The sequence below is a fragment of the Streptomyces sp. NPDC047981 genome (genome assembly GCF_040653315.1).
Taxonomy (GTDB): Bacteria; Actinomycetota; Actinomycetes; order Streptomycetales; family Streptomycetaceae; genus Streptomyces.
The window spans coordinates 90,142-110,800 of sequence record NZ_JBEZNQ010000002.1 but is presented as its reverse complement, the minus strand read 5'-3'; the positions used below and the strand labels follow the sequence as shown (position 1 = coordinate 110,800).

Here is a 20,659-nt window from a genome sequence, read left to right as displayed (position 1 = left end):
GCTCCAACGGCGCACCACCCGCCGCTAGGTCCGAAGGGCAGGTGATGGCCGCTCACGGCGGCCGGGGAACCTGATCGGGATCCCCGGCCGCCGGTCGGCCGACCGCATGCTTGCATATCTCGTCCGACGGCTGTTCGCCGTCGTCATGATGCTGATGGTCGTCACCCTGACGACGCTCAGCATCTTCTTCCTCATCCCCAAGATGACCGGCAGCGACCCTGCCGTGATGTTCGTCGGCAAGCAGGCGGATCCGGCTGCCATCGAAGGTGTCCGGCAGAAGCTGGGCCTGGACGAGCCGATCCTGGTGCAGTTCTGGCACTTCGTCTCCGGAATCTTCGTCGGCCGCGACTACACGGGCGGCGGCAGCACCATCCACTGCGAGGCTCCCTGCTTCGGCTACTCGTTCCGTACCGAGCAGGACGTCTCGACGATGCTGGTCGACGCGTTCCCCGTGACGCTCTCCATGGTGCTCGGCGCCGCCGTGCTGTGGCTGCTCATGGGCGTCACGACCGGTGTGGTCTCCGCGCTCAAGCGGGGCACCCTCGTCGACCGCGCCGCGATGGTCACCGCACTCGCCGGTGTCTCGCTCCCCATCTTCTTCACCGCCATGCTGGCGATGCTGATCTTCCGCACCCAGCTGGGCTGGGTGAACGCCTCGTACACGCCGATCGGCGAGTCCTTCGGCGGCTGGTTCGGCGGCCTGCTGCTGCCGTGGATCACCCTCGCGTTCCTGTACGCGGCGATGTACGCGCGGCTCACCCGCGCCACCATGCTGGAGGTCCTCGGCGAGGACTACATCCGTACGGCGCGGGCCAAGGGTCTGCCGGAGCGGGTCGTGCTCGGCAAGCACGCCATGCGCTCCACGATGACCCCGATCCTGACCATCTTCGGCATGGACCTCGGAGCCCTCGTCGGCGGCGCGGTCCTCACCGAGACCGCGTTCAACCTCCAGGGCCTCGGCCAGATGGCGATCAAGGGCGTCACCGAGCGCGACCTCCCGCTGATCATGGCGGTCACGCTCATCACCGCGGCCGCCGTCGTCATCGCCAACCTCGTGGTGGACCTTCTGTACGCGGTGATCGACCCCCGAGTGAGGCTCGCATGACGGACAAGCTGACCAAGACCGGCGCGGCGCTGGGCGAACCGGTCGCGGCCTCGAACGCCCCGTCCGACGCCTTCCTCGACGTCCGCGACCTGAAGATCCACTTCCCGACCGACGACGGCCTGGTCAAGTCCGTCGACGGGCTCAGCTTCCAGCTGGAGAAGGGCAAGACCCTCGGCATCGTGGGCGAGTCCGGCTCCGGCAAGTCGGTCACCTCGCTCGGCATCATGGGCCTGCACACCGTCGGCCAGTACGGCCGGCAGAAGGCACGCATCTCCGGCGAGATCTGGCTGAACGGCCGCGAGCTGCTCTCGGCCGACCCCGAAGAGGTCCGCAAGCTGCGCGGCCGCGACATGGCGATGATCTTCCAGGACCCGCTGTCCGCGATGCACCCGTACTACACGGTCGGCGCGCAGATCTCCGAGGCGTACCGGGTCCACCACCCGGTCGACAAGAAGACCGCCAAGAAGCGGGCCGTCGAACTCCTCGACCGGGTCGGCATCCCCGAGCCGGCCAAGCGCTTCTCGAACTACCCGCACGAGTTCTCCGGCGGTATGCGCCAGCGCGCGATGATCGCGATGGCGCTGGTCAACAACCCCGAGCTGCTCATCGCCGACGAGCCGACGACGGCCCTCGACGTGACCGTCCAGGCGCAGATCCTCGACCTGATCCGGGACCTGCAGAAGGAGTTCGGCTCGGCGGTCGTCATCATCACGCACGACCTCGGCGTCGTCGCCGAGGTCGCCGACGACATCCTCGTGATGTACGGCGGCCGCTGCGTGGAGCGCGGACCGGCCGAGTCGGTCTTCTACGAGCCGCAGCACCCCTACACCTGGGGCCTGCTCGGCTCGATGCCGCGGATCGACCGCGAGCAGACGGACCGCCTGATCCCGGTCAAGGGCAACCCGCCCAGCCTGATCAACGTCCCCAGCGGCTGCGCCTTCAACCCGCGCTGCCCGTACGCGGACGTGCCCAAGGGCGGCATCACGCGCACCGAGCGCCCCGAACTGAAGGAGACGGGAACCCGCCACTTCTCCGCGTGCCACATGGAGCGCGAGGAGCGGACCCGGATCTGGACCGAAGAGATTGCGCCGAAGCTGTGAGCGACAAGACGGAACCCCTGCTGAGGGTCAACGGCCTGACCAAGCACTTCCCGATCAAGAAGGGGCTGCTGCAGCGCCAGGTCGGGGCGGTCAAGGCGGTCGACGGCCTCGACTTCGAGGTCTACCCGGGCGAGACGCTGGGCGTCGTCGGTGAGTCGGGCTGCGGCAAGTCGACGATGGGCCGGCTGATCACCCGGCTGCTCGAACCGACGGGCGGCACGGTCGAGTTCGAGGGCGTGGACGTCTCGCACCTCGGCGTGGCCAAGATGCGTCCGCTGCGCCGCGACATCCAGATGATCTTCCAGGACCCGTACGGTTCGCTGAACCCGCGGCACACGGTCGGCTCGATCATCTCGGCGCCCTTCAAGCTCCAGGGCGTGGAGCCCGAGGGCGGGATCAAGAAGGAGGTCCAGCGCCTCCTCGGCCTGGTCGGCCTGAACCCGGAGCACTACAACCGCTACCCGCACGAGTTCTCGGGCGGCCAGCGGCAGCGCATCGGCATCGCGCGGGCGCTCGCCCTGAAGCCCAAGCTGGTCGTGGCGGACGAGCCGGTCTCGGCGCTGGACGTCTCGATCCAGGCGCAGGTGGTGAACCTCCTGGACGACCTCCAGGAGGAGCTGGGCCTGACGTACGTGATCATCGCCCACGATCTGTCGGTGATCCGGCACGTCTCGGACCGGATCGCGGTCATGTACCTCGGCAAGATCGTGGAGCTCGCGGACCGGAAGTCGCTGTACGAGTCCCCGATGCACCCGTACACCCGCGCCCTGATGTCGGCGGTCCCGATCCCGGACCCCCGCCGCAAGGGCGCGAAGAGCGAGCGCATCCTGCTCACCGGCGACGTCCCGTCCCCGATCGCCCCGCCGCCGGGCTGCCGCTTCCACACCCGGTGCTGGAAGGCGACGGACCTGTGCAAGACGGCCGAGCCCCCGCTCGTGGAGCTCCGCCCGGGCCAGCGCGTCGCCTGCCACCACCCGGAGAACGCCGAGGGCCTCACGGTCCCGTCGGCGCGGGAGTCGGTGGAGGTCACGATCACCAAGAAGCCCCAGGCCCCGGAGCCGGAGCCGGCTGCGGAGCCGGAGGCCGTCGAGGCCTCCGAAGGCGACGACAAGAAGGCGTGACGCACGACGGGGGTTCGGGGGCGGAGCCCCCGGTCCCGTCAGGGTTTCGGGAAGGGGCGGGGTGGGGGAACTCACCCCGCCCCGCACTCCACCCCGCCCCGCACCCGGCGAAGCCCCGCGGCCCACCCGTCACAATGGTCGCCGTGGTTCACGATCTGTTCAGTCCCGACGTCCAGCACGCCCTGGATCTCGTCGGCATCTTCGTCTTCGCGATCTCCGGCGCCCTCCTCGCCGTCCGCAAGAACTTCGACGTCTTCGGCATCGCCGTCCTCGCCGAGGTCACCGCCCTCGGCGGCGGTCTCCTCCGCGACCTGATCATCGGCGCCGTTCCGCCCGCCGCCTTCACCGATCTCGGCTACTTCCTCACGCCGCTCCTCGCCACCGTCCTGGTCTTCTTCCTCCACCCCGAGGTCGAGCGCACCCAGACCGCGGTCAACGTCTTCGACGCCGCCGGCCTCGGCCTCTTCGCCGTCACCGGCACCATCAAGGCGTACGAGTACGGCCTCGGCCTCACCTCCTCCGCCGCCCTCGGTCTCGCCACCGCCGTCGGCGGCGGTGTCCTGCGCGACGTGCTCGCCAACGAGGTCCCCTCCCTGCTCCGCTGGGACCGCGACCTCTACGCCGTGCCCGCGATCGTCGGCGCCACGACCGTCGTGCTCTGCATCCGCTTCGACGCCCTCAACGCGTTCACCAGCGCCGCCGCCGTCCTCATGGCCTTCGTGCTGCGGCTGCTCGCCATGCGCTACCACTGGCGTGCGCCCCGCGCCTGGAACCGGCGGTCGGCAGCCCGCGAGGAGGAGCCCGAAAAAGCTACCGCTTAGTAGTCTCCTGCTGTACCGTCGGAACCATGAGCACGAGCATCGAGACGATCGCGGAGACGACGACGGTCAGCGAGTTCGACCGCGACACCGCCGTCACCCTCCGCGCCCCCGGCGTCTACGACGCCGACCTCTCCGCCGGCTGGACGATCATCAACGCCGTCAACGGCGGCTACCTCCTCGCCCTGCTCGGCCGCGCCCTCGGCGACCACCTCCCGCACCCGGACCCGTTCACGATCTCGGCGCACTACCTCACGCCGTCCGTGCCCGGCCCCGCCGTGATCCGCACCGAGACCGTCCGCACCGGCCGCACCCTCTCCACGGGCACGGCCTCCCTCTTCCAGTACGCGGAGGACGGCACCGAGGTCGAGCGCATCCGGGTCCTCGCCTCCTACGGAGACCTCGACGCGCTCACCGACGAGGTCCGCACCACCGCCACGCCGCCCGCCTTCGCCCCCATCGAGCAGTGCTTCGGCACCGGCGACGGCCCCCGGCCGCCGATCCCCGGCTCCAGCGCCATCACCGACCGCCTCGCGCTCAAGCTCGACCCGGCCACCGTCGGCTGGGCCATCGGCGCCCCGTCGGGGAAGGGCGAGATGCGTGCCTGGTTCGCCCTCGCCGACGGCCGCGAGCCGGACGCGCTCTCGCTGCTGCTCACCGTCGACGCGCTCCCGCCGACCTCCTTCGAGCTGGGCCTCAAGGGCTGGACCCCGACCGTCGAGCTGACCACCCACGTCCGCTGCCGCCCCGCCCCCGGACCGCTGCGCGTCTCCATCACCACCCGCAACCTGGCCGGCGGATTCCTGGAGGAGGACGCCGAGGTCTGGGACAGCGCCGACCGCCTGGTGGCCCAGTCCCGCCAACTGGCCCGCGCCCCGCGCGGTTAGGACCCCTGGGGGAGTGTCCGCCCTGCGGCTACCGTGAGCCGGTGAAGTCCGACCGGCTCCTCTCCCTCCTCCTGCTCCTCCAGACCCGGGGCCTGGTCCCCGCCACCGAACTCGCCGAGCGCCTCGAGGTCTCCGTACGCACCATCTACCGGGACGTCGAGGCGCTCTCCGCGTCCGGCGTGCCCGTCTACGCCGAGCGCGGCCGGCACGGCGGCATCACCCTGCTCCCCGGCTTCCGCACCGACGTCACGGGCCTGACGGCCGACGAGTCCCGCGCCCTGTTCGTCCTCGCCGCCCAGGGCGCGCACGCGGCCCTCGGCCTCGACCGGGCGCTCGGCTCCGCGCTCCGCAAGGTCATGGCCGCCCTCCCCGAACCCCACCGGCCCGCCGCCGAACTGACGAGCCGACGGATCCTCGTCGACCCCGACCGCTGGATGCGCACACCCCGGCCGGCCGTGGACCTCGACGTCCTCGACCGGGCCGTCCTCGCCGACCGGCGGGTACGGCTCCAGTACCGAAGCGGCGGGGCGCCCGCCCCGAAGACGTACACGGTCGACCCCTACGGACTCGTCGTGAAGGCGGGCGTCTGGTACCTGGTGGCCGACCGGGACGCCGAGCCCCGGCTCTTCCGCGCCGACCGCGTCCACCGGGCCGAACTCCTCGACGACCCCGTCCGCCGCAGGGACGGGATCGAGCTGGCCGACGTGTGGGAGGTGCTCCGCCGCCGCGTCGAGACCCGGCCCGACGAGATCCTGGTCCGGGCCCGGGTCCACCGCGAGCGCCTCGACCGCTTCGTCCGCCTGCACGGCGACCGCCTGACGGCCGCGCCCGAGCGTTCGGACCCGGACGAGGAGTGGACCGAGGTCGAACTCGCCTTCCACCGGGCGGGCGACGCCCGCCCCCTCCTCGCCATGGGCGGCAGCCTGGAGGTCCTGGACCCGCCGGAGATCCGGACGCTCCTGGCCCGGGCGGCGGCGGAGATCGTCGCGCTCTACCCGGAGGCGCGCGACGCGGACGCGGGCGCGGGGCCGGAGGCGCAGGTGGAGCCACGTGCGCGGACACGGGCGACGGCGCTCCAGGAGGCGATCACGGAAGCGATCACGGAAGCGATCCCGGAGCCGCGCGGCGGCGGCGCGGACGGGCCGGGCGGCGGAGGCGCGCGACCGCCCTCGTAGAATCGAGAAACCATGGCTTACCTCGACCACGCCGCGACCACGCCGATGCTCCCCGAGGCGATCGAGGCGATGACCGCCCAGCTCGCCGTCACGGGCAACGCCTCCTCCCTGCACGCGGCCGGGCGGCGCGCCCGGCGGACCGTCGAGGAGGCCCGCGAGACCCTCGCCGCCGCCCTCGGCGCGCGGCCCAGCGAGGTCGTCTTCACCTCCGGTGGCACCGAGGCCGACAACCTCGCCGTCAAGGGCCTGTACTGGGCCCGCCGCGACGCCGACCCGGCCCGCACCCGCGTCCTCGCGAGCCCCGTCGAGCACCACGCCGTCCTCGACGCCGTCGACTGGCTCGCCACGCACGAGGGCGCCACCGTCGAATACCTCCCGGTCGACCGGTACGGCCGCGTCCACCCGGACGCGCTGCGCGAGGCCATCGCCCGCGAACCTCAGACCGTCGCCCTGGCCACCGTCATGTGGGCGAACAACGAGATCGGCACGATCATGCCGATCCGCGAACTGGCCGACGTCGCCCGCGAGTTCGACGTCCCCCTGCACTCCGACGCGGTCCAGGCCTTCGGTCAGGTCCCGGTCGACTTCGCCGAGTCCGGGCTCGCCGCCCTGACCGTCTCCGGCCACAAGATCGGCGGCCCCTACGGCATCGGCGCGCTGCTCCTCGGCCGGGAGTACAGCCCCGTGCCCGTGCTGCACGGCGGCGGCCAGGAGCGCCACGTCCGGTCCGGCACCCTGGACGCCCCCGCCATCGCCGCGTTCGCCGTCGCCGGCCGGCTCGCCGCCGAGCACCGCGAGGAGTTCGCGCGCGAGGTCGGCGCCCTCCGCGACCAGCTGGTGGCGGCCGTCCGCGCCGCCGTCCCCGACGCGATCCTCGGCGGCGACCCGGTCGACCGGCTCCCCGCCAACGCGCACTTCACCTTCCCCGGCTGCGAGGGCGACTCCCTGCTCCTGCTCCTCGACGCCCAGGGCATCGAGTGCTCGACCGGCTCCGCCTGCACCGCGGGCGTCGCCCAGCCCAGCCACGTCCTGCTCGCCACCGGCACCGACCCGGACCTCGCCCGCGGCACCCTGCGCTTCACCCTCGGCCACACCTCCACCGAGGCGGACGTGGCCGCCGTCGCCGAGGCCATCGGCCCCGCGGTGGAACGCGCCCGCACGGCCGGCCTGGTCTGAGGCCCACCCGGACCGTCCGGATCAGGCGGGCTTCTTCGAAGCCTCCTGGGACGCCGCCCGGGAGGCCTCCCGGACCAGCTTCATGTACCGGTCCCAGTCCCAGTGCGGGCCGGGGTCCGTGTGGTCGGTCCCGGGCACCTCGACGTGCCCGATGATGTGCTCCCGGTCGACGGGTATGCCGTACCGCGCGCAGATCCCGGCCGTGAGGCGCGCCGAGGAGGCGTACATCGCGGGCGTGAAGTCCTGCGGGCGGTCGACGAAGCCCTCGTGCTCGATGCCGACGCTCCGCTCGTTCATGTCCCGGCTGCCGGCGTGGAAGGCCACGTCGAGCTCGCGGATCATCTGCGCCACATGGCCGTCCTTGCGGACCACGTAGTGCGTGGCGGCGCCGTGCCCCGGGTTCTTGAAGACCTTCAGGGCGGTCGCGTAACTGCCCTGGACGACGTGGATCACGACCCGGTCGATCCTGAAGTCGGCCGGCCGGTCGGCCCGCCGCCAGTTCGCCCTGGACGCCGCCGTCCAGTCCGCGCCCTTGTGGTCCAGCTCGCCCTCGACCCGAGGCTTCTCCGTGCCCGGCAGCTGCCACCACAGGCGCGCCAGCTCGTCGCGCGCCAGCGCCGCCGTACCGAGGACGGCCGCGCCGCCGCCGAGCAGGACGGCCCGCCGTCCCACCCCCCGCTTCTTGTTCTCGCTCCCCATGTCCGGAACAACGCTTACTCACGCGACCTCGGTTCCCGGGCCCCGTACCCTGGTAGGGCTATGACTGAGACCTCCCAGCGGACCGAGACCCCCGCACGCCGCCTCCGTGTCCTTGCCGCCATGTCGGGCGGTGTCGACTCCGCCGTCGCCGCCGCCAGGGCGGCCGAAGCCGGGCACGACGTCACCGGCGTCCACCTGGCGCTCTCCGCGAACCCGCAGTCCTTCCGTACCGGTGCGCGCGGCTGCTGCACCATCGAGGACTCCCGGGACGCCCGCAGGGCGGCCGACGTCATCGGGATCCCCTTCTACGTCTGGGACCTCGCCGAGCGCTTCCGCGAGGACGTCGTGGACGACTTCGTCGCGGAGTACGAAGCGGGCCGCACGCCCAACCCGTGCCTGCGCTGCAACGAGAAGATCAAGTTCGCGGCGCTGCTCGACAAGGCGCTCGCGCTCGGCTTCGACGCGGTCTGCACCGGCCACTACGCCACGGTCGTGCTGAACGAGGACGGCACGCGCGAGCTGCACCGGGCCTCCGACATGGCCAAGGACCAGTCGTACGTCCTCGGTGTCCTGGACGAGAAGCAGCTCGCGCACGCGATGTTCCCGCTGGGCGACACCCTCACCACCAAGGACGAGATCCGGGCGGAGGCGGAGCGGCGCGGTCTCGCGGTCGCGAAGAAGCCCGACAGCCACGACATCTGCTTCATCGCCGACGGCGACACCCAGGGCTTCCTGGCCTCCCGGCTCGGCAAGGCGGAGGGCGACATCGTCGACGAGTCGGGGGAGAAGGTCGGCACCCACGAGGGCGCGTACGGTTTCACCATCGGCCAGCGCAAGGGCCTGCGGATCGGCCACCCCGCGCCGGACGGCAAGCCGCGCTATGTCCTCGACATCTCGCCGGTGAACAACACCGTCACCGTCGGCCCGGTCGAGGCGCTCGACGTCACCGGCCTGACCGCGATCAAGCCCCGCTGGTGCGGCACGGCCCCCGAGGGCTCCGGCCGCTACACCGCCCAGCTGCGCGCCCACGGCGGCGAGACGCCGGTCACGGCGGCCCTCGCGGACGGCGAGCTGACGGTCACCTTCGACGAGCCGGTCCGGGGCGTGGCGCCGGGGCAGGCGATCGTGCTCTACGACGACACGCGCGTGGTGGGCTCGGCGACGATCGCCACGACGGTACGGCGCACGGTGACGCCCGCGAGCGCGTGAGCAGGGCGCACGCCCGAGGCGGTCGGGGCGACGCGACCGCTCACTCCTCCTCGTAGAAGTCCTCCAGGACCGGCGCGAGGACGTGCGGAGCCACCTCGTGCGTCTGGCCCGTCAGGGTGCGGTGGCGGGCCCGGGGGAGCGCCGCCGAGAGGCCCATGGCCGCCCGGCGCGTCGGTGCCGGGCTCGCCCCGCCGTCCACGACCAGCACGCGCGCGTGGACCCGTCCGAGGCACGCGGCCGCCTCCGCTTCCGCCTCGGCGGGGAACGGCGGCTCGAAGACCGAGACCCGCTCCACCGGCAGCCCGGCGGCCACCGCCGCGAGCGCCAGCTCCCCGCCGGACGCGATCCCGTGCACGTAGGCGTGACCGCCCACCTCGTGCACCAGGGCGGCCAGGTCGTCGATCTCCTCCCCCTGCGCCGCGCCGGCCCGCCGGTCGTACGTCACGACCGCGTGGCGCGGGGCCAGCAGGGCGGCCAGCGCCCGCTCGGTGTCGGCCGTGCCCGAGGTGCCGCCCACCACGATCACCGGCGTCCCCTCGCCCCGCCGCTCGTACGCGATCCGCGTCCCGTCGGCGGACCTGACCCGCCCCCGGACCCTGCCCGATGTGCCGCTCGTCTCGTCCATGGCAGTGCTGACCGGCCGCGTCCGCCGAACTCATCGGTGGGGCGCGGAGATGACGAGAAAATCTTGGAACCGGCCTCCGGAAGGGGCGCGGAGGCCGGCGTTACGGTGGGCGCCATGAACATCTGCGTCTTCCTCTCCGCCGCCGACCTCGACGAGCGCTACACCGCCCCCGCCCGCGACTTCGCCGAGCGGCTCGGCAAGGCGGGTCACGCGCTGGTGTGGGGCGGCTCCGACTCGGGACTGATGAAGGTCGTCGCGGACGGCGTGCAGGACGCGGGCGGCAGGCTCGTCGGCGTCTCCGTCGACTTCCTCGCCGCCAAGGCCCGCCCGGGAGCGGACGAGATGGTCTTCGCCAAGGACCTCGCCGAGCGCAAGGCCCTGCTTCTGGCCAAGTCCGACGCGGTCGTGATCATGGTCGGCGGCACCGGCACCCTCGACGAGGCCACCGAGGTCCTGGAGCTGCGCAAGCACGGCAAGCACACGAAGCCCGTGGTCCTGCTGAACACGGCCGGGTTCTACGACGGCCTGAAGGCCCAGTTCCACCGCATGGAGGAGGAGGGCTTCCTCCCGATCCCCCTCGCCGACCTGGTCTTCTTCGCGGAGGACGGGGTGTCGGCGCTCGCCTACCTTGAGGAGTCCACCGCCGCACGGTGATGGGACCATGTCCCCATGGCTACTCATGTGATCACCGGGGCGGGTTCCGGCATCGGCGCGGCGGTCGCCCGCAGGCTCCACGCGCGCGGGGACGAGCTCGTGCTCCACGCGCGCGACGCCGGTCGGGCCAAGGAACTCGCCGCCGAGTTCCCCGGCGCTCGGACGCTCGTCGGCGACCTCGCCGACCCCGACCGGCTCTCCTGGGCCTTCTCGCACCAGAGTCTGCCCGAGCGCGTCGACACGCTCCTGCACATCGCGGGCGTCGTCGACCTCGGGCCGGTCGGCGACCTCACCCCCAAGACCTGGCGCCACCAGCTCAACGTCAACCTGATCGCCCCCGCCGAGCTGACCCGGCACTTCCTGCCCCAGCTCCGGGTCTCCCAGGGCCATGTCGTCTTCGTGAACTCCGGTGCCGGACTCAACGCCCACGCCGAGTGGAGCGCCTACGCCGCCTCCAAGCACGGTCTGAAGGCGCTCGCCGACTCCCTGCGCCACGAGGAGCACGCCCACGGGGTGCGGGTCACCTCGGTCTACCCCGGCCGCACCGCGAGCCCGATGCAGGCGAAGGTCCACGCCCAGGAGGGCAAGGAGTACGACCCCTCCCGGTGGATCGACCCCGAGTCGGTAGCGACCACGATCCTGACGGCCGTCGACCTCCCGCGCGACGCGGAGATCAACGACCTGACGGTCCGTCCGGGACGGTAGGGGCGCGAGAACAGTGACCGAGACCAGCGAGACCAGCGAGACCGAGGCGTTCGCCTGGGGGCCCGCCACCGGCGTCGGCTCCCTGCCCGGCGGCGACGCCCGGGAGGCCGCCAAGACCGTCACCGGCACCTTCGAGGACTTCCCGTTCCTCGCCGAGCTGCCCGCGCGCGGCCCCGGCGCCGACATGATCGGCCGGACCCTCGGGCTGCTCGTCGACCTCTACGCGCACGTGGAGCCCAGCGGCTGGCGGATCAGCGACCGGCCCGGCCGGGACACCCGGCGCGCCCGCTCCTGGCTGGGCGAGGACCTCGACGCCCTGGAGGAGTTCACCCAGGGCTACGAAGGCCCGCTCAAGGTCCAGGCCGTGGGCCCGTGGACGCTCGCGGCGGCGCTCGAACTGCGCGGCGGCGAGGCCGCCCTCGGCGACCCCGGCGCCTGCCGGGACCTCGCGGGCTCCCTCGCCGAGGGGCTCTCGGCCCACCTCGCCGAACTGCGCAAGCGGGTCCCCGGCGCGCGGCTCGTCCTCCAGCTCGACGAGCCCTCCCTCACCGCGGTCCTGCGCGGCCAGATCCGTACCGCCAGCGGCTACCGCACGCACCGGGCCGTCGACCGGCAGGTCGTCGAGAGCGCCCTGCGCGAGGTGATCGCGGTCCACGACGGCCCGGTCACCGTCCACTCCTGCGCCCCCGACGTACCGTTCGCGCTGCTGCGGCGGTCCGGCGTCGACGCGGTCTCGTTCGACTTCGGGCTGCTCACCGAGCGTGACGAGGAGTCGATCGGCGAGGCCGTCGAGTCCGGCACCAAGCTCTTCGTGGGCGTGGTGCCGTCCACCGACACGGCATTGTCCGACCCGGGCGGTAGCGTCATGGGTGTCAGGACGCTGTGGCGCAGGCTGGGGCTGAATCCGGGGACTCTCGCCGAGTCCGTCGTGGTCACCCCGACGTGCGGGCTCGCGGGCGCTTCGCCCGCCTACGCCCGCGCGGCCCTCGCCCACTGCGTCCGGGCGGCGAGATCGCTCGCGGACAACCCTGAGTGATGGGGTCAGAGGCAACGGGAGGACGAGTAACGGTGGCAGTCGAACAGGGGGCCCTGCCCGCCGAGGCACGGGAGAAGCACGGGCAGCTGTCCGAGCAGGTCGAGGAGCACCGCTTCCGGTACTACGTGAAGGACCAGCCGGTCATCAGCGACGGCGAGTTCGACAAGCTCCTGCGCGCCCTGGAGGCGCTGGAGGACGAGTACCCCGAGCTGCGCACGCCGGACTCGCCGACCCAGAAGGTCGCCGGGCAGTACGCAACGGAGTTCACCTCCGTCGAGCACCGGGAGCGGATGCTCTCCCTCGACAACGCCTTCGACGATCTCGAACTGGCCGCCTGGGCCGAGCGGATCGCCCGTGACGTCGGCACCCCCGACTACCACCTGCTGTGCGAGCTGAAGGTCGACGGCCTCGCGGTCAACCTCACGTACGAGCACGGCCGGCTGACCCGCGCCGCCACCCGCGGCGACGGCCGGACCGGCGAGGACATCACGCCCAACGTCCGTACGATCGCCGACATCCCCGACCGGCTGCACGGTGACCGCGTCCCCGCCCTGGTCGAGATCCGCGGCGAGGTCTACTTCCCGATGGAGGCCTTCGAGGGGCTCAACGCGCGGCTGGTCGAGGCGGGCGACAAGCCCTTCGCCAACCCGCGCAACGCGGCCGCCGGTTCGCTGCGCCAGAAGGACCCGAAGGTCACCGCGACCCGCCCGCTCCGCATGGTCGTCCACGGCATCGGTGCCCGGGACGGCTTCGCCATCGACCGGCTCAGCGAGGCGTACGAGCTGCTGCGCGAGTGGGGCCTGCCGACCGCCCGGCACAACAGGGTGGTCGACTCCCTGGAGAAGGTACGGGAGTTCATCGCGTACTTCGGCGAGAACCGGCACTCCGTGGAGCACGAGATCGACGGCGTCGTCGTGAAGCTCGACGAGATCCCGCTCCAGGGCCGGCTCGGCTCCACCGCGCGCGCCCCGCGCTGGGCGATCGCCTGGAAGTACGCGCCGGAGGAGGTCAACACCAAGCTCGTCGACATCAAGGTCGGTGTCGGCAGGACCGGCCGCGTCACTCCGTACGCGCAGGTGGAGCCGGTCACGGTGGCCGGCTCCGAGGTCGAGTTCGCCACCCTCCACAACCAGGAGGTGGTGAAGGCCAAGGGCGTGCTCATCGGCGACACCGTGGTGCTGCGCAAGGCCGGTGACGTCATCCCGGAGATCCTCGGCCCGGTCGCCGACCTGCGGGACGGCACCGAGCGGGAGTTCGTGATGCCCACCGAGTGCCCCGAGTGCGGGACGCCACTGCGGGCCATGAAGGAGGGCGACATCGATCTGCGCTGCCCGAACGCGCGGACGTGCCCCGCCCAGCTGCGGGAGCGGCTCTTCTACCTGGCGGGCCGCGAGTGCCTGGACATCGAGAACTTCGGCTCGGTGGCCGCCGCCGCGCTCACCCGCCCGCTGGAGCCCTCCGAGCCGCCGCTCGTCGACGAGGGCGATCTCTTCGACCTCACCATCGAGCAGCTCCTGCCGATCAAGGCGTACGTCCTCGACCCGGACAGCGGGCTGCCCAAGCGGGACCCGAAGACCGGCGAGGAGAAGGTCGTCACGGTCTTCGCCAACCAGAAGGGCGAGCCGAAGAAGAACGCGCTTGCCATGCTGGCCAACATCGAGGCCGCGAAGACCCGCCCGCTGGCCCGGTTCATCAACGGTCTCTCCATCCGGCACGTGGGCCCGGTCGCCGCCCAGGCGCTCGCCCGCGAGTTCCGCTCGCTGGACCGGATCGAGCAGGCGACCGAGGAGGAGCTGGCCGCCGTCGACGGCGTCGGCGGAATCATCGCGACCGCCGTGAAGGACTGGTTCGCTGAGGAGTGGCACCGGGAGATCGTGCGCAAGTGGCGCGCCGCCGGGGTCGTGCTGGAGGAGGAGGGCGCGGGCGAGGACGAGGGGCCGCGTCCGCTGGAGGGGCTCACGGTCGTCGTCACCGGCACCCTGCAGAACTTCACCAGGGATGGCGCAAAAGAGTCCCTGCAGAGCCGTGGCGCCAAGGTGACCGGTTCCGTTTCGAAGAAGACCGACTTCGTCGTCGTGGGCGAGAACCCCGGATCCAAGTACGACAAGGCGATGCAACTGAAGGTTCCGGTTCTGGACGAGGCGGGCTTCGCCGTCCTGCTCGAACAGGGGCCCGAAGCCGCGCGGGAGGCGGCCGTCCCGGCCGAGGCGTAGCCCGACCGGCGGGTCGGGGGAGGGCGGTGAGGCGGCCGGTGCGGAGCCGCAGGCCAGTCGTACGAGTGTCACTCGTTCGGCGCATACCAGATCGTTACGGGTGGGCAGGTCGCATTCGGGCAAGAGATGGAGAGCGCTGCCCGTCGGAGCCCTCCGCGGCCTAGTGTTGAGACCGTGCGTCTGTCGCGCGCGGCCGAGTGGGCTCAGCCGGTCGCGGCGGCATGACAACGGCCCACCGCGTTGCGACGGCACCGCCGGCTGTGAGAGGGACGGAATGAAACCGACCGAGAGTGCCGCCGCCCCGCACTCGCGGGCGCGCGGCCGCGCCGCCTGCGTGGCGATCACCTCCGGGCTTCCCGGCGCCGTGGTCGGCCTCGCCGCCGTCGTGCTCGCGACCGGGATCTACCGGGCCGTGAGCACGGGACACGGACTCTTCCCCGGGGGAGCCGAGGGCTGGTCCCTCGCCGTCCTCACCGGGCTGATCGTCGGACACCTGGTCGCCCTCGGCCGGGACCGCTGGTGGGGCGGCACCGGCTCCGGCGCCGCCCTCACCCTCGCCGTCCTGCTCCTCTACGGCTGGGTGCCCGCCGGACTCGTCTCCATGGCCGTTGTCGTGCTCGTCGGCGCCGCCCGCCGCCACCGCTGGCGCCAGGGCCTCCTGCACGGCTCCGTGGACGTCCTCGGCGTCGGCGCCGCCGCCCTCGTCCTCGCCGCCTTCGGAGACGTACCGACCGTCGAGGACCCCTGGCAGCCCCCGGACTGGGGGATCTCCGACATCCCGGAGGTCGCGCTGGCCGCCGGCACCTACCTCGTAGTGACCCGGCTGCTCCTCTGGTACGTCCTCTCGCCGCAGGGCGGCGGGCTGCCGACGGTCGCCCGCACCGCCCTGCTCCGCCAAGGCCTCGTCGCCGTCGCGCTGCTCGGCATCGCCCCGCTGATCTGCGTCGTCGCCGTCTCCCAGCCACTGCTCCTTCCGCTCTTCGCCGTCCCGCTCATCGCCCTGGACTCCACGCTCTGGATAGCCCGCGCCCGCGCCGAGGAGCAGCTGCGCGACCCGCTCACCGGCCTGCCGAACCGGCAGTGGCTCCTGGAGCGGGCCTGGACCGCCCTGGAGCAGGCCGAGGGCGAGGGCGCCCGCTCCGCGCTCGTCCTGATCGACCTCGACCGGTTCCGGTCGGTCAACGACACCCTCGGGCACCTCGCCGGTGACCGGCTGCTCCTGCAGATCGCCGAGCGGCTGAAGCTCGCCCTGCCGCGCGGAGCGGAGGCCGCCCGCCTCGGCGGCGACGAGTTCGCCGTCCTGCTCCCCACCGCCGACTCCACCACCAGCGCCCAGCGCGTCGCCCGCCACCTGGTCGCCGAGCTCTCCTCGCCGCTCGACCTCGACGGCCTCACCCTCGTCCTGGAGGCCAGCGCGGGCGTCGCCGTCTTCCCCGACCACGCGCTCGACGCGGAGGGGCTCCTGCGCCGCGCCGACGTCGCGATGTACCAGGCGAAGCGGGACCGCACGGGCGTGGAGGTGTACGAGTCCAAGCGCGACTCCAACACCCCCGACCGGCTCGGTCTCCTCGGCGACCTGCGCCGCGCCCTGGACGCCGGCGAGGTCGAACTGCACTACCAGCCCAAGGTCCGCTTCGACGGACAGGTCGCGGGCCTGGAGGCCCTGGTCCGCTGGGTGCACCCGGAGCGCGGCAAGGTGCCGCCGGACGAGTTCATCGCCATCGCCGAGTCCTCCGGCCTCATGCCGCACCTCACCGAGTACGTCCTGGAGACCGCGCTCGCGCAGGTGGCCCGCTGGCGGGCCCAGGGGTTGAACGTTCCTGTGGCCGTCAACGTCTCGCCCCGCGACGTCCACACCCCCGGCTTCGCGGGCGCCGTCGCCGCCCGGCTCGCCCGGCACGGCGTCCCGGCCGGCGCGCTCCAGCTGGAGATAACGGAGCACGTGCTCCTGGAGGACCCGCAGCGCGCCGCCGACACCATGGCGGGCCTGACCGGCCACGGCGTGAAGATGTCCCTGGACGACTTCGGCACCGGCTACTCCTCCCTCGTCCACCTGCGCCGCCTCCCGGTGAGCGAGCTGAAGATCGACCGCTCCTTCGTCGCCCGGCTCGCGGTCGACGCGGAGGACGCCGAGATCGTCCGCTGCACCCTCGACCTGGCCCACTCCCTCGGTCTGCTCGTCGTCGCCGAGGGCGTCGAGGACGACGAGACCTGGGAGCGGCTGCGCGACCTGGGCTGCGACGCCGTCCAGGGCTGGCTGGTCGCCGCCGCGATGCCGCCCGCCGAGACCACCGCCTGGCTGCGCGCCCGGGGCGAGCACGGCTGGCGCCGGCCCTCCGAGGAGGCCGCGCTGCAGGCCGCCGAGACGGCCTCGGCCGTGGACGTCGACCACCCCTCGGGCCAGGTGGTGCAGTAGCCCCGCGCGAGTGCAGCGGACGAACCGTTTCACGGGTGGCGGTGCGGGCCCCATAGGATTGGGCCAACACCATCAAACTCACCCCGTGAGGATCGCATGCCTGGCATCACGCGCGAGGAGGTCGCCCACCTCGCACGGCTGGCGCGTCTGGAGCTGAAGGGCGAAGAGCTCGATCACTTCGCCGGTCAGCTCGACGACATCATCGGCGCGGTCGCCCGCGTCTCCGAGGTCGCCGACCAAGACGTACCGCCGACCTCCCACCCGCTGCCGCTGACCAACGTCATGCGCGCGGACGAGGTCCGTCCGTCGCTCACCCCCGAGCAGGCGCTCTCCGGCGCCCCGGCCCAGGAGCAGCAGCGTTTCAAGGTGCCGCAGATCCTGGGGGAGGACTAATCACATGACGGACAGCACCATCATCAAGCTCACGGCCGCCGAGATCGCCGCGAAGATCGCCTCCGGCGAGCTGACCGCCGTCGAGGTGACCGAGGCCCACCTCGCCCGCATCGAGGCCGTCGACGAGAAGGTCCACGCCTTCCTGCACGTCGACCGTGAGGGCGCCCTCGCGCAGGCCCGCGCCGTGGACGAGAAGCGCGCCAAGGGCGAGAAGCTCGGCCCGCTGGCCGGCGTCCCCCTCGCGCTGAAGGACATCTTCACCACGTCCGGCATGCCGACGACCGTGGGCTCGAAGATCCTCGAAGGCTGGATCCCGCCGTACGACGCGACCCTGGTCAAGAACCTGAAGGCCGCCGACGTCGTCATCCTCGGCAAGACCAACATGGACGAGTTCGCCATGGGGTCCTCCACCGAGAACAGCGCCTACGGCCCCACCGGCAACCCCTGGGACCTCACCCGGATCCCCGGCGGCTCCGGCGGCGGCTCCTCGGCCGCCCTCGCCGCGTACGAGGCCCCGCTCGCCATCGGCACGGACACCGGTGGCTCGATCCGCCAGCCCGCCGCCGTCACCGGCACGGTCGGCGTCAAGCCGACCTACGGCGGCGTCTCCCGCTTCGGCATGGTGGCCTTCTCCTCCTCCCTCGACCAGGGCGGCCCCTGTGCCCGTACGGTCCTGGACGCGGCCCTGCTGCACGAGGCCATCGCCGGGCACGACCCGCTCGACTCGACCTCCATCGACGCCCCGGTCCCGCCGGTCGTCGAGGCCGCCCGCAACGGCTCCGTCGCCGGCATGCGCGTCGGTGTCGTCAAGCAGTTCCGCGGCGAGGGCTACCAGGCCGGTGTCGTGCAGCGCTTCGACGAGTCCGTCGAGCTCCTCAAGGAGCTGGGCGCCGAGATCGTCGAGCTGGACTGCCCGACCTTCGACCTCGCCCTGTCGGCGTACTACCTGATCGCGCCGTCCGAGTGCTCGTCCAACCTGGCCCGCTTCGACGCCATGCGCTACGGCCTGCGGGTCGGCGACGACGGCACGAGGTCGGCCGAGGACGTCACCGCCCTCACCCGTGAGGCCGGCTTCGGCGACGAGGTCAAGCGCCGCATCATCCTCGGCACGTACGCGCTCAGCTCCGGCTACTACGACGCGTACTACGGCTCGGCGCAGAAGGTCCGTACGCTCATCACCCGCGAGTTCGAGCAGGCCTTCGAGCAGGTGGACGTGATCGTCTCCCCGACGACCCCGACCACCGCCTTCCCGATCGGCGAGCGCGCCGACGACCCGATGGCGATGTACCTCGCGGACCTGTGCACCATTCCGACCAACCTGGCGGGCAACGCCGCCATGTCGCTGCCCTGCGGCCTCGCGCCGGAGGACGGCCTGCCGGTCGGCCTGCAGATCATCGCCCCCGCCATGAAGGACGACCGGCTGTACAAGGTCGGCGCCGCCGTCGAGGCCGCCTTCGTGGAAAAGTGGGGTCACCCACTGCTTGAGGAGGCTCCGTCGCTGTGAGTACCAGTGCACTGCAGAAGGCCAAGGGCTTCAAGAAGTCCAAGACCGGCACGTACCTGTCCATGGGCACCACCGCGTTCGGCGCCGTCAGTGTGATGAAGCAGGTCAAGAAGGCCCGCGCCGAGCACGACACGCTGAAGCTCATCGATGCCGCGGTGTCCGCCGCCGCCATCATCACCGGCCTGGCGATCCTCTACCGGGAGCTGAAGCGCCTGGGCGACGACGACGTCCTGCTGGGCTGAGAGGGAAGTTCCACCGTGACTGTCACTGAACTGCTGTCGTACGAAGCGGCCCTGGCCGCGTACGACCCCGTCATGGGCCTCGAGGTCCATGTCGAACTCGGTACGAAGACCAAGATGTTCTGCGGCTGCTCGACCGAGCTGGGCGCCGAGCCCAACTCGCAGACCTGCCCCACCTGTCTCGGTCTGCCCGGCTCGCTCCCGGTCGTCAACGCGATCGGCGTCGAGTCGGCCGTGAAGATCGGTCTCGCGCTGAACTGCGAGATCGCCGAGTGGTGCCGCTTCGCCCGGAAGAACTACTTCTATCCGGACATGCCGAAGAACTTCCAGACCTCGCAGTACGACGAGCCGATCGCCTTCAACGGCTACCTGGACGTCCAGCTGGAGGACGGGGAGATCTTCCGCGTGGAGATCGAGCGCGCCCACATGGAGGAGGACACCGGCAAGTCGACGCACATCGGCGGCGCGACGGGCCGGATCCACGGCGCCTCGCACTCGCTGCTCGACTACAACCGGGCCGGCATCCCGCTCATCGAGATCGTCACCAAGCCCATCGAGGGCGCGGGCGAGCGGGCCCCCGAGGTCGCCAAGGCGTACGTCGCCGAGCTGCGCGAGCTGATCCGCGCCCTCGGTGTCTCCGAGGCGCGGATGGACAAGGGCCAGATGCGCTGCGACGTGAACCTGTCGCTGCGCCCGAACGGCACGCAGACCTTCGGCACCCGCTCGGAGACGAAGAACGTCAACTCGCTCCGTTCGGTGGAGCGGGCGGCGCGCTTCGAGATCCAGCGCCACGCGGCCGTGCTGACCTCCGGCGGCACGATCGTGCAGGAGACCCGTCACTTCCACGAGGACGACGGCTCCACCACCTCCGGCCGGATCAAGGACAACGCCGAGGACTACCGGTACTTCCCGGAGCCCGACCTCGTTCCCGTCGCGCCGGCGCGCGCGTGGGTCGAGGAGCTGCGTGCCGAGCTGCCCGAGCTGCCGCGCGTGCGCCGCAACCGGCTCCGCGAGGAGTGGGGTGTGTCGGAGCACGACATGCAGTCGATCCTCAACGCGGGCGCGGTCGACCTGATCGTCGCGACCACGGACGCGGGCGCGCCGTCGGACCAGGCGCGCAAGTGGTGGATGGGCGAGCTGGCCCGCTCCGCCAACGAGTCGGGCACGGCCCTGGACGAGCTGCCGATCACCCCGGCGCAGGTCGCCCGGGTGACCGAGCTGGTGGCCTCCGGCGACCTCACGGACAAGCTGGCCCGTCAGGTCATCGAGGGCGTGCTCGCCGGCGAGGGCGGCCCGGACGAGGTCGTCGAGAAGCGCGGCCTGAAGGTCGTCTCCGACGAGGGCGCGCTCGGCACGGCCGTCGACGAGGCCATCGCGGCCAACGCGGGCATCGCCGACAAGATCCGCGGCGGCAAGGTCGCGGCGGTCGGCGCCCTGGTCGGCGCGGTCATGAAGGCCACCCGCGGCCAGGCGGACGCGGCGCGCGTGAAGGACCTCATCCTGGAGAAGCTGGGCGTCAGCGAGGGCTGACCGTCCGGTCCCTCCGGGGACGCGTACGAGGGCGGCGCCCCGGGGCACGAGACC

The 20,659-nt window shown here is 72.2% G+C and carries 19 protein-coding genes; 17 read left to right on the top strand and 2 right to left on the bottom strand.

What is annotated here, in order from left to right:
- Positions 1–106 precede the first annotated feature (106 nt).
- The 7 genes from AB0E14_RS02390 to AB0E14_RS02360 all read left to right on the top strand — a co-directional run bounded on the left by AB0E14_RS02390 (position 107) and on the right by AB0E14_RS02360 (position 7,382).
- Positions 107–1,105 carry an ABC transporter permease gene (locus AB0E14_RS02390; protein WP_362410599.1) on the top strand — a complete coding sequence of 333 codons (999 nt, stop codon included), beginning with the start codon at positions 107–109 and terminating at the stop codon, positions 1,103–1,105.
- Positions 1,102–2,205, top strand: coding sequence for an ABC transporter ATP-binding protein (locus tag AB0E14_RS02385; RefSeq protein WP_362410596.1), 1,104 nt, complete (start codon positions 1,102–1,104; stop codon positions 2,203–2,205). Before AB0E14_RS02390 ends, AB0E14_RS02385 begins: the two co-directional genes overlap by 4 nt.
- On the top strand, positions 2,202–3,326 hold the full coding sequence (locus AB0E14_RS02380; protein WP_362410593.1) for a dipeptide ABC transporter ATP-binding protein: 1,125 nt from the start codon (positions 2,202–2,204) through the stop codon (positions 3,324–3,326). Before AB0E14_RS02385 ends, AB0E14_RS02380 begins: the two co-directional genes overlap by 4 nt.
- 143 nt (positions 3,327–3,469) lie before the next feature.
- Positions 3,470–4,147, top strand: a complete 678-nt coding sequence (locus AB0E14_RS02375; protein WP_362410589.1) for a trimeric intracellular cation channel family protein — start codon at positions 3,470–3,472, stop codon at positions 4,145–4,147.
- A 26-nt stretch (positions 4,148–4,173) separates the two neighbouring features.
- Positions 4,174–5,031, top strand: a complete 858-nt coding sequence (locus AB0E14_RS02370) for a thioesterase family protein (RefSeq protein ID WP_362410585.1) — start codon at positions 4,174–4,176, stop codon at positions 5,029–5,031.
- A gap of 41 nt (positions 5,032–5,072) precedes the next feature.
- Positions 5,073–6,206, top strand: coding sequence for a WYL domain-containing protein (locus tag AB0E14_RS02365; RefSeq protein WP_362410582.1), 1,134 nt, complete (start codon positions 5,073–5,075; stop codon positions 6,204–6,206).
- A gap of 12 nt (positions 6,207–6,218) precedes the next feature.
- Positions 6,219–7,382, top strand: coding sequence for a cysteine desulfurase family protein (locus AB0E14_RS02360; RefSeq protein ID WP_362410579.1), 1,164 nt, complete (start codon positions 6,219–6,221; stop codon positions 7,380–7,382).
- A gap of 21 nt (positions 7,383–7,403) precedes the next feature.
- Here the strand turns inward: AB0E14_RS02360 and AB0E14_RS02355 are convergent, their stop codons facing one another.
- Positions 7,404–8,081 carry an N-acetylmuramoyl-L-alanine amidase gene (locus AB0E14_RS02355; RefSeq protein ID WP_362410576.1) on the bottom strand — a complete coding sequence of 226 codons (678 nt, stop codon included), beginning with the start codon at positions 8,079–8,081 and terminating at the stop codon, positions 7,404–7,406.
- A 60-nt stretch (positions 8,082–8,141) separates the two neighbouring features.
- On the opposite strand from AB0E14_RS02355, the gene mnmA reads away from it, so the two are divergent.
- A complete protein-coding gene (gene mnmA / locus AB0E14_RS02350; protein WP_362410573.1) occupies positions 8,142–9,290 on the top strand; it encodes a tRNA 2-thiouridine(34) synthase MnmA in 1,149 nt (382 codons plus the stop codon).
- Between the two features lie 40 nt (positions 9,291–9,330).
- On the opposite strand, the gene AB0E14_RS02345 is transcribed toward mnmA, so the two are convergent.
- Positions 9,331–9,915: an alpha/beta hydrolase gene (locus AB0E14_RS02345; protein WP_362410570.1), complete on the bottom strand. Its 585-nt coding sequence runs from the start codon at positions 9,913–9,915 to the stop codon at positions 9,331–9,333.
- Positions 9,916–10,029: 114 nt separating this feature from the next.
- Here AB0E14_RS02345 and AB0E14_RS02340 point away from each other — a divergent pair, with 114 nt between their 5' ends.
- The 9 genes from AB0E14_RS02340 to gatB all read left to right on the top strand — a co-directional run bounded on the left by AB0E14_RS02340 (position 10,030) and on the right by gatB (position 20,605).
- Entirely contained in the window at positions 10,030–10,569 is a 540-nt protein-coding gene (locus AB0E14_RS02340) for a TIGR00730 family Rossman fold protein (RefSeq protein ID WP_362410567.1), read from the top strand.
- A gap of 15 nt (positions 10,570–10,584) precedes the next feature.
- Positions 10,585–11,274: an SDR family oxidoreductase gene (locus AB0E14_RS02335; protein ID WP_362410564.1), complete on the top strand. Its 690-nt coding sequence runs from the start codon at positions 10,585–10,587 to the stop codon at positions 11,272–11,274.
- A 13-nt stretch (positions 11,275–11,287) separates the two neighbouring features.
- Positions 11,288–12,310, top strand: coding sequence for a methionine synthase (locus AB0E14_RS02330; RefSeq protein ID WP_362410560.1), 1,023 nt, complete (start codon positions 11,288–11,290; stop codon positions 12,308–12,310).
- Positions 12,310–14,523 carry an NAD-dependent DNA ligase LigA gene (gene ligA, locus AB0E14_RS02325; RefSeq protein ID WP_362410557.1) on the top strand — a complete coding sequence of 738 codons (2,214 nt, stop codon included), beginning with the start codon at positions 12,310–12,312 and terminating at the stop codon, positions 14,521–14,523. The genes AB0E14_RS02330 and ligA overlap by 1 nt, the downstream gene beginning before the upstream one ends.
- A 274-nt stretch (positions 14,524–14,797) precedes the next feature.
- Positions 14,798–16,939 carry a bifunctional diguanylate cyclase/phosphodiesterase gene (locus tag AB0E14_RS02320; RefSeq protein ID WP_362410554.1) on the top strand — a complete coding sequence of 714 codons (2,142 nt, stop codon included), beginning with the start codon at positions 14,798–14,800 and terminating at the stop codon, positions 16,937–16,939.
- 96 nt (positions 16,940–17,035) lie between these two features.
- Complete coding sequence (gatC, locus tag AB0E14_RS02315; RefSeq protein ID WP_015036350.1) at positions 17,036–17,332, top strand: Asp-tRNA(Asn)/Glu-tRNA(Gln) amidotransferase subunit GatC; 297 nt, start codon at positions 17,036–17,038, stop codon at positions 17,330–17,332.
- A 4-nt stretch (positions 17,333–17,336) separates the two neighbouring features.
- A complete protein-coding gene (gene gatA / locus AB0E14_RS02310; RefSeq protein WP_362410551.1) occupies positions 17,337–18,836 on the top strand; it encodes an Asp-tRNA(Asn)/Glu-tRNA(Gln) amidotransferase subunit GatA in 1,500 nt (499 codons plus the stop codon).
- A gap of 62 nt (positions 18,837–18,898) precedes the next feature.
- Positions 18,899–19,078 (top strand): hypothetical protein, encoded by a 180-nt coding sequence (locus AB0E14_RS02305; RefSeq protein WP_362410847.1) that lies wholly within the window; start codon positions 18,899–18,901, stop codon positions 19,076–19,078.
- A 15-nt stretch (positions 19,079–19,093) separates the two neighbouring features.
- Positions 19,094–20,605 (top strand): Asp-tRNA(Asn)/Glu-tRNA(Gln) amidotransferase subunit GatB, encoded by a 1,512-nt coding sequence (gene gatB, locus AB0E14_RS02300; RefSeq protein WP_362410548.1) that lies wholly within the window; start codon positions 19,094–19,096, stop codon positions 20,603–20,605.
- Positions 20,606–20,659 lie beyond the last annotated feature (54 nt).

Bases quoted from the DNA above. Each gene is read 5' to 3' on its own strand.
- AB0E14_RS02390 (WP_362410599.1), top strand. From the start codon at position 107: ATGCTTGCATATCTCGTCCGACGGCTGTTCGCCGTCGTCATGATGCTG.
- AB0E14_RS02385 (WP_362410596.1), top strand. From the start codon at position 1,102: ATGACGGACAAGCTGACCAAGACCGGCGCGGCGCTGGGCGAACCGGTC.
- AB0E14_RS02370 (WP_362410585.1), top strand. From the start codon at position 4,174: ATGAGCACGAGCATCGAGACGATCGCGGAGACGACGACGGTCAGCGAG.
- AB0E14_RS02360 (WP_362410579.1), top strand. From the start codon at position 6,219: ATGGCTTACCTCGACCACGCCGCGACCACGCCGATGCTCCCCGAGGCG.
- AB0E14_RS02355 (WP_362410576.1), bottom strand. From the start codon at position 8,081: ATGGGGAGCGAGAACAAGAAGCGGGGGGTGGGACGGCGGGCCGTCCTG.
- mnmA (WP_362410573.1), top strand. From the start codon at position 8,142: ATGACTGAGACCTCCCAGCGGACCGAGACCCCCGCACGCCGCCTCCGT.
- AB0E14_RS02345 (WP_362410570.1), bottom strand. From the start codon at position 9,915: ATGGACGAGACGAGCGGCACATCGGGCAGGGTCCGGGGGCGGGTCAGG.
- AB0E14_RS02340 (WP_362410567.1), top strand. From the start codon at position 10,030: ATGAACATCTGCGTCTTCCTCTCCGCCGCCGACCTCGACGAGCGCTAC.
- AB0E14_RS02335 (WP_362410564.1), top strand. From the start codon at position 10,585: ATGGCTACTCATGTGATCACCGGGGCGGGTTCCGGCATCGGCGCGGCG.
- ligA (WP_362410557.1), top strand. From the start codon at position 12,310: ATGGGGTCAGAGGCAACGGGAGGACGAGTAACGGTGGCAGTCGAACAG.
- AB0E14_RS02320 (WP_362410554.1), top strand. From the start codon at position 14,798: ATGAAACCGACCGAGAGTGCCGCCGCCCCGCACTCGCGGGCGCGCGGC.
- gatC (WP_015036350.1), top strand. From the start codon at position 17,036: ATGCCTGGCATCACGCGCGAGGAGGTCGCCCACCTCGCACGGCTGGCG.
- gatA (WP_362410551.1), top strand. From the start codon at position 17,337: ATGACGGACAGCACCATCATCAAGCTCACGGCCGCCGAGATCGCCGCG.
- AB0E14_RS02305 (WP_362410847.1), top strand. From the start codon at position 18,899: ATGGGCACCACCGCGTTCGGCGCCGTCAGTGTGATGAAGCAGGTCAAG.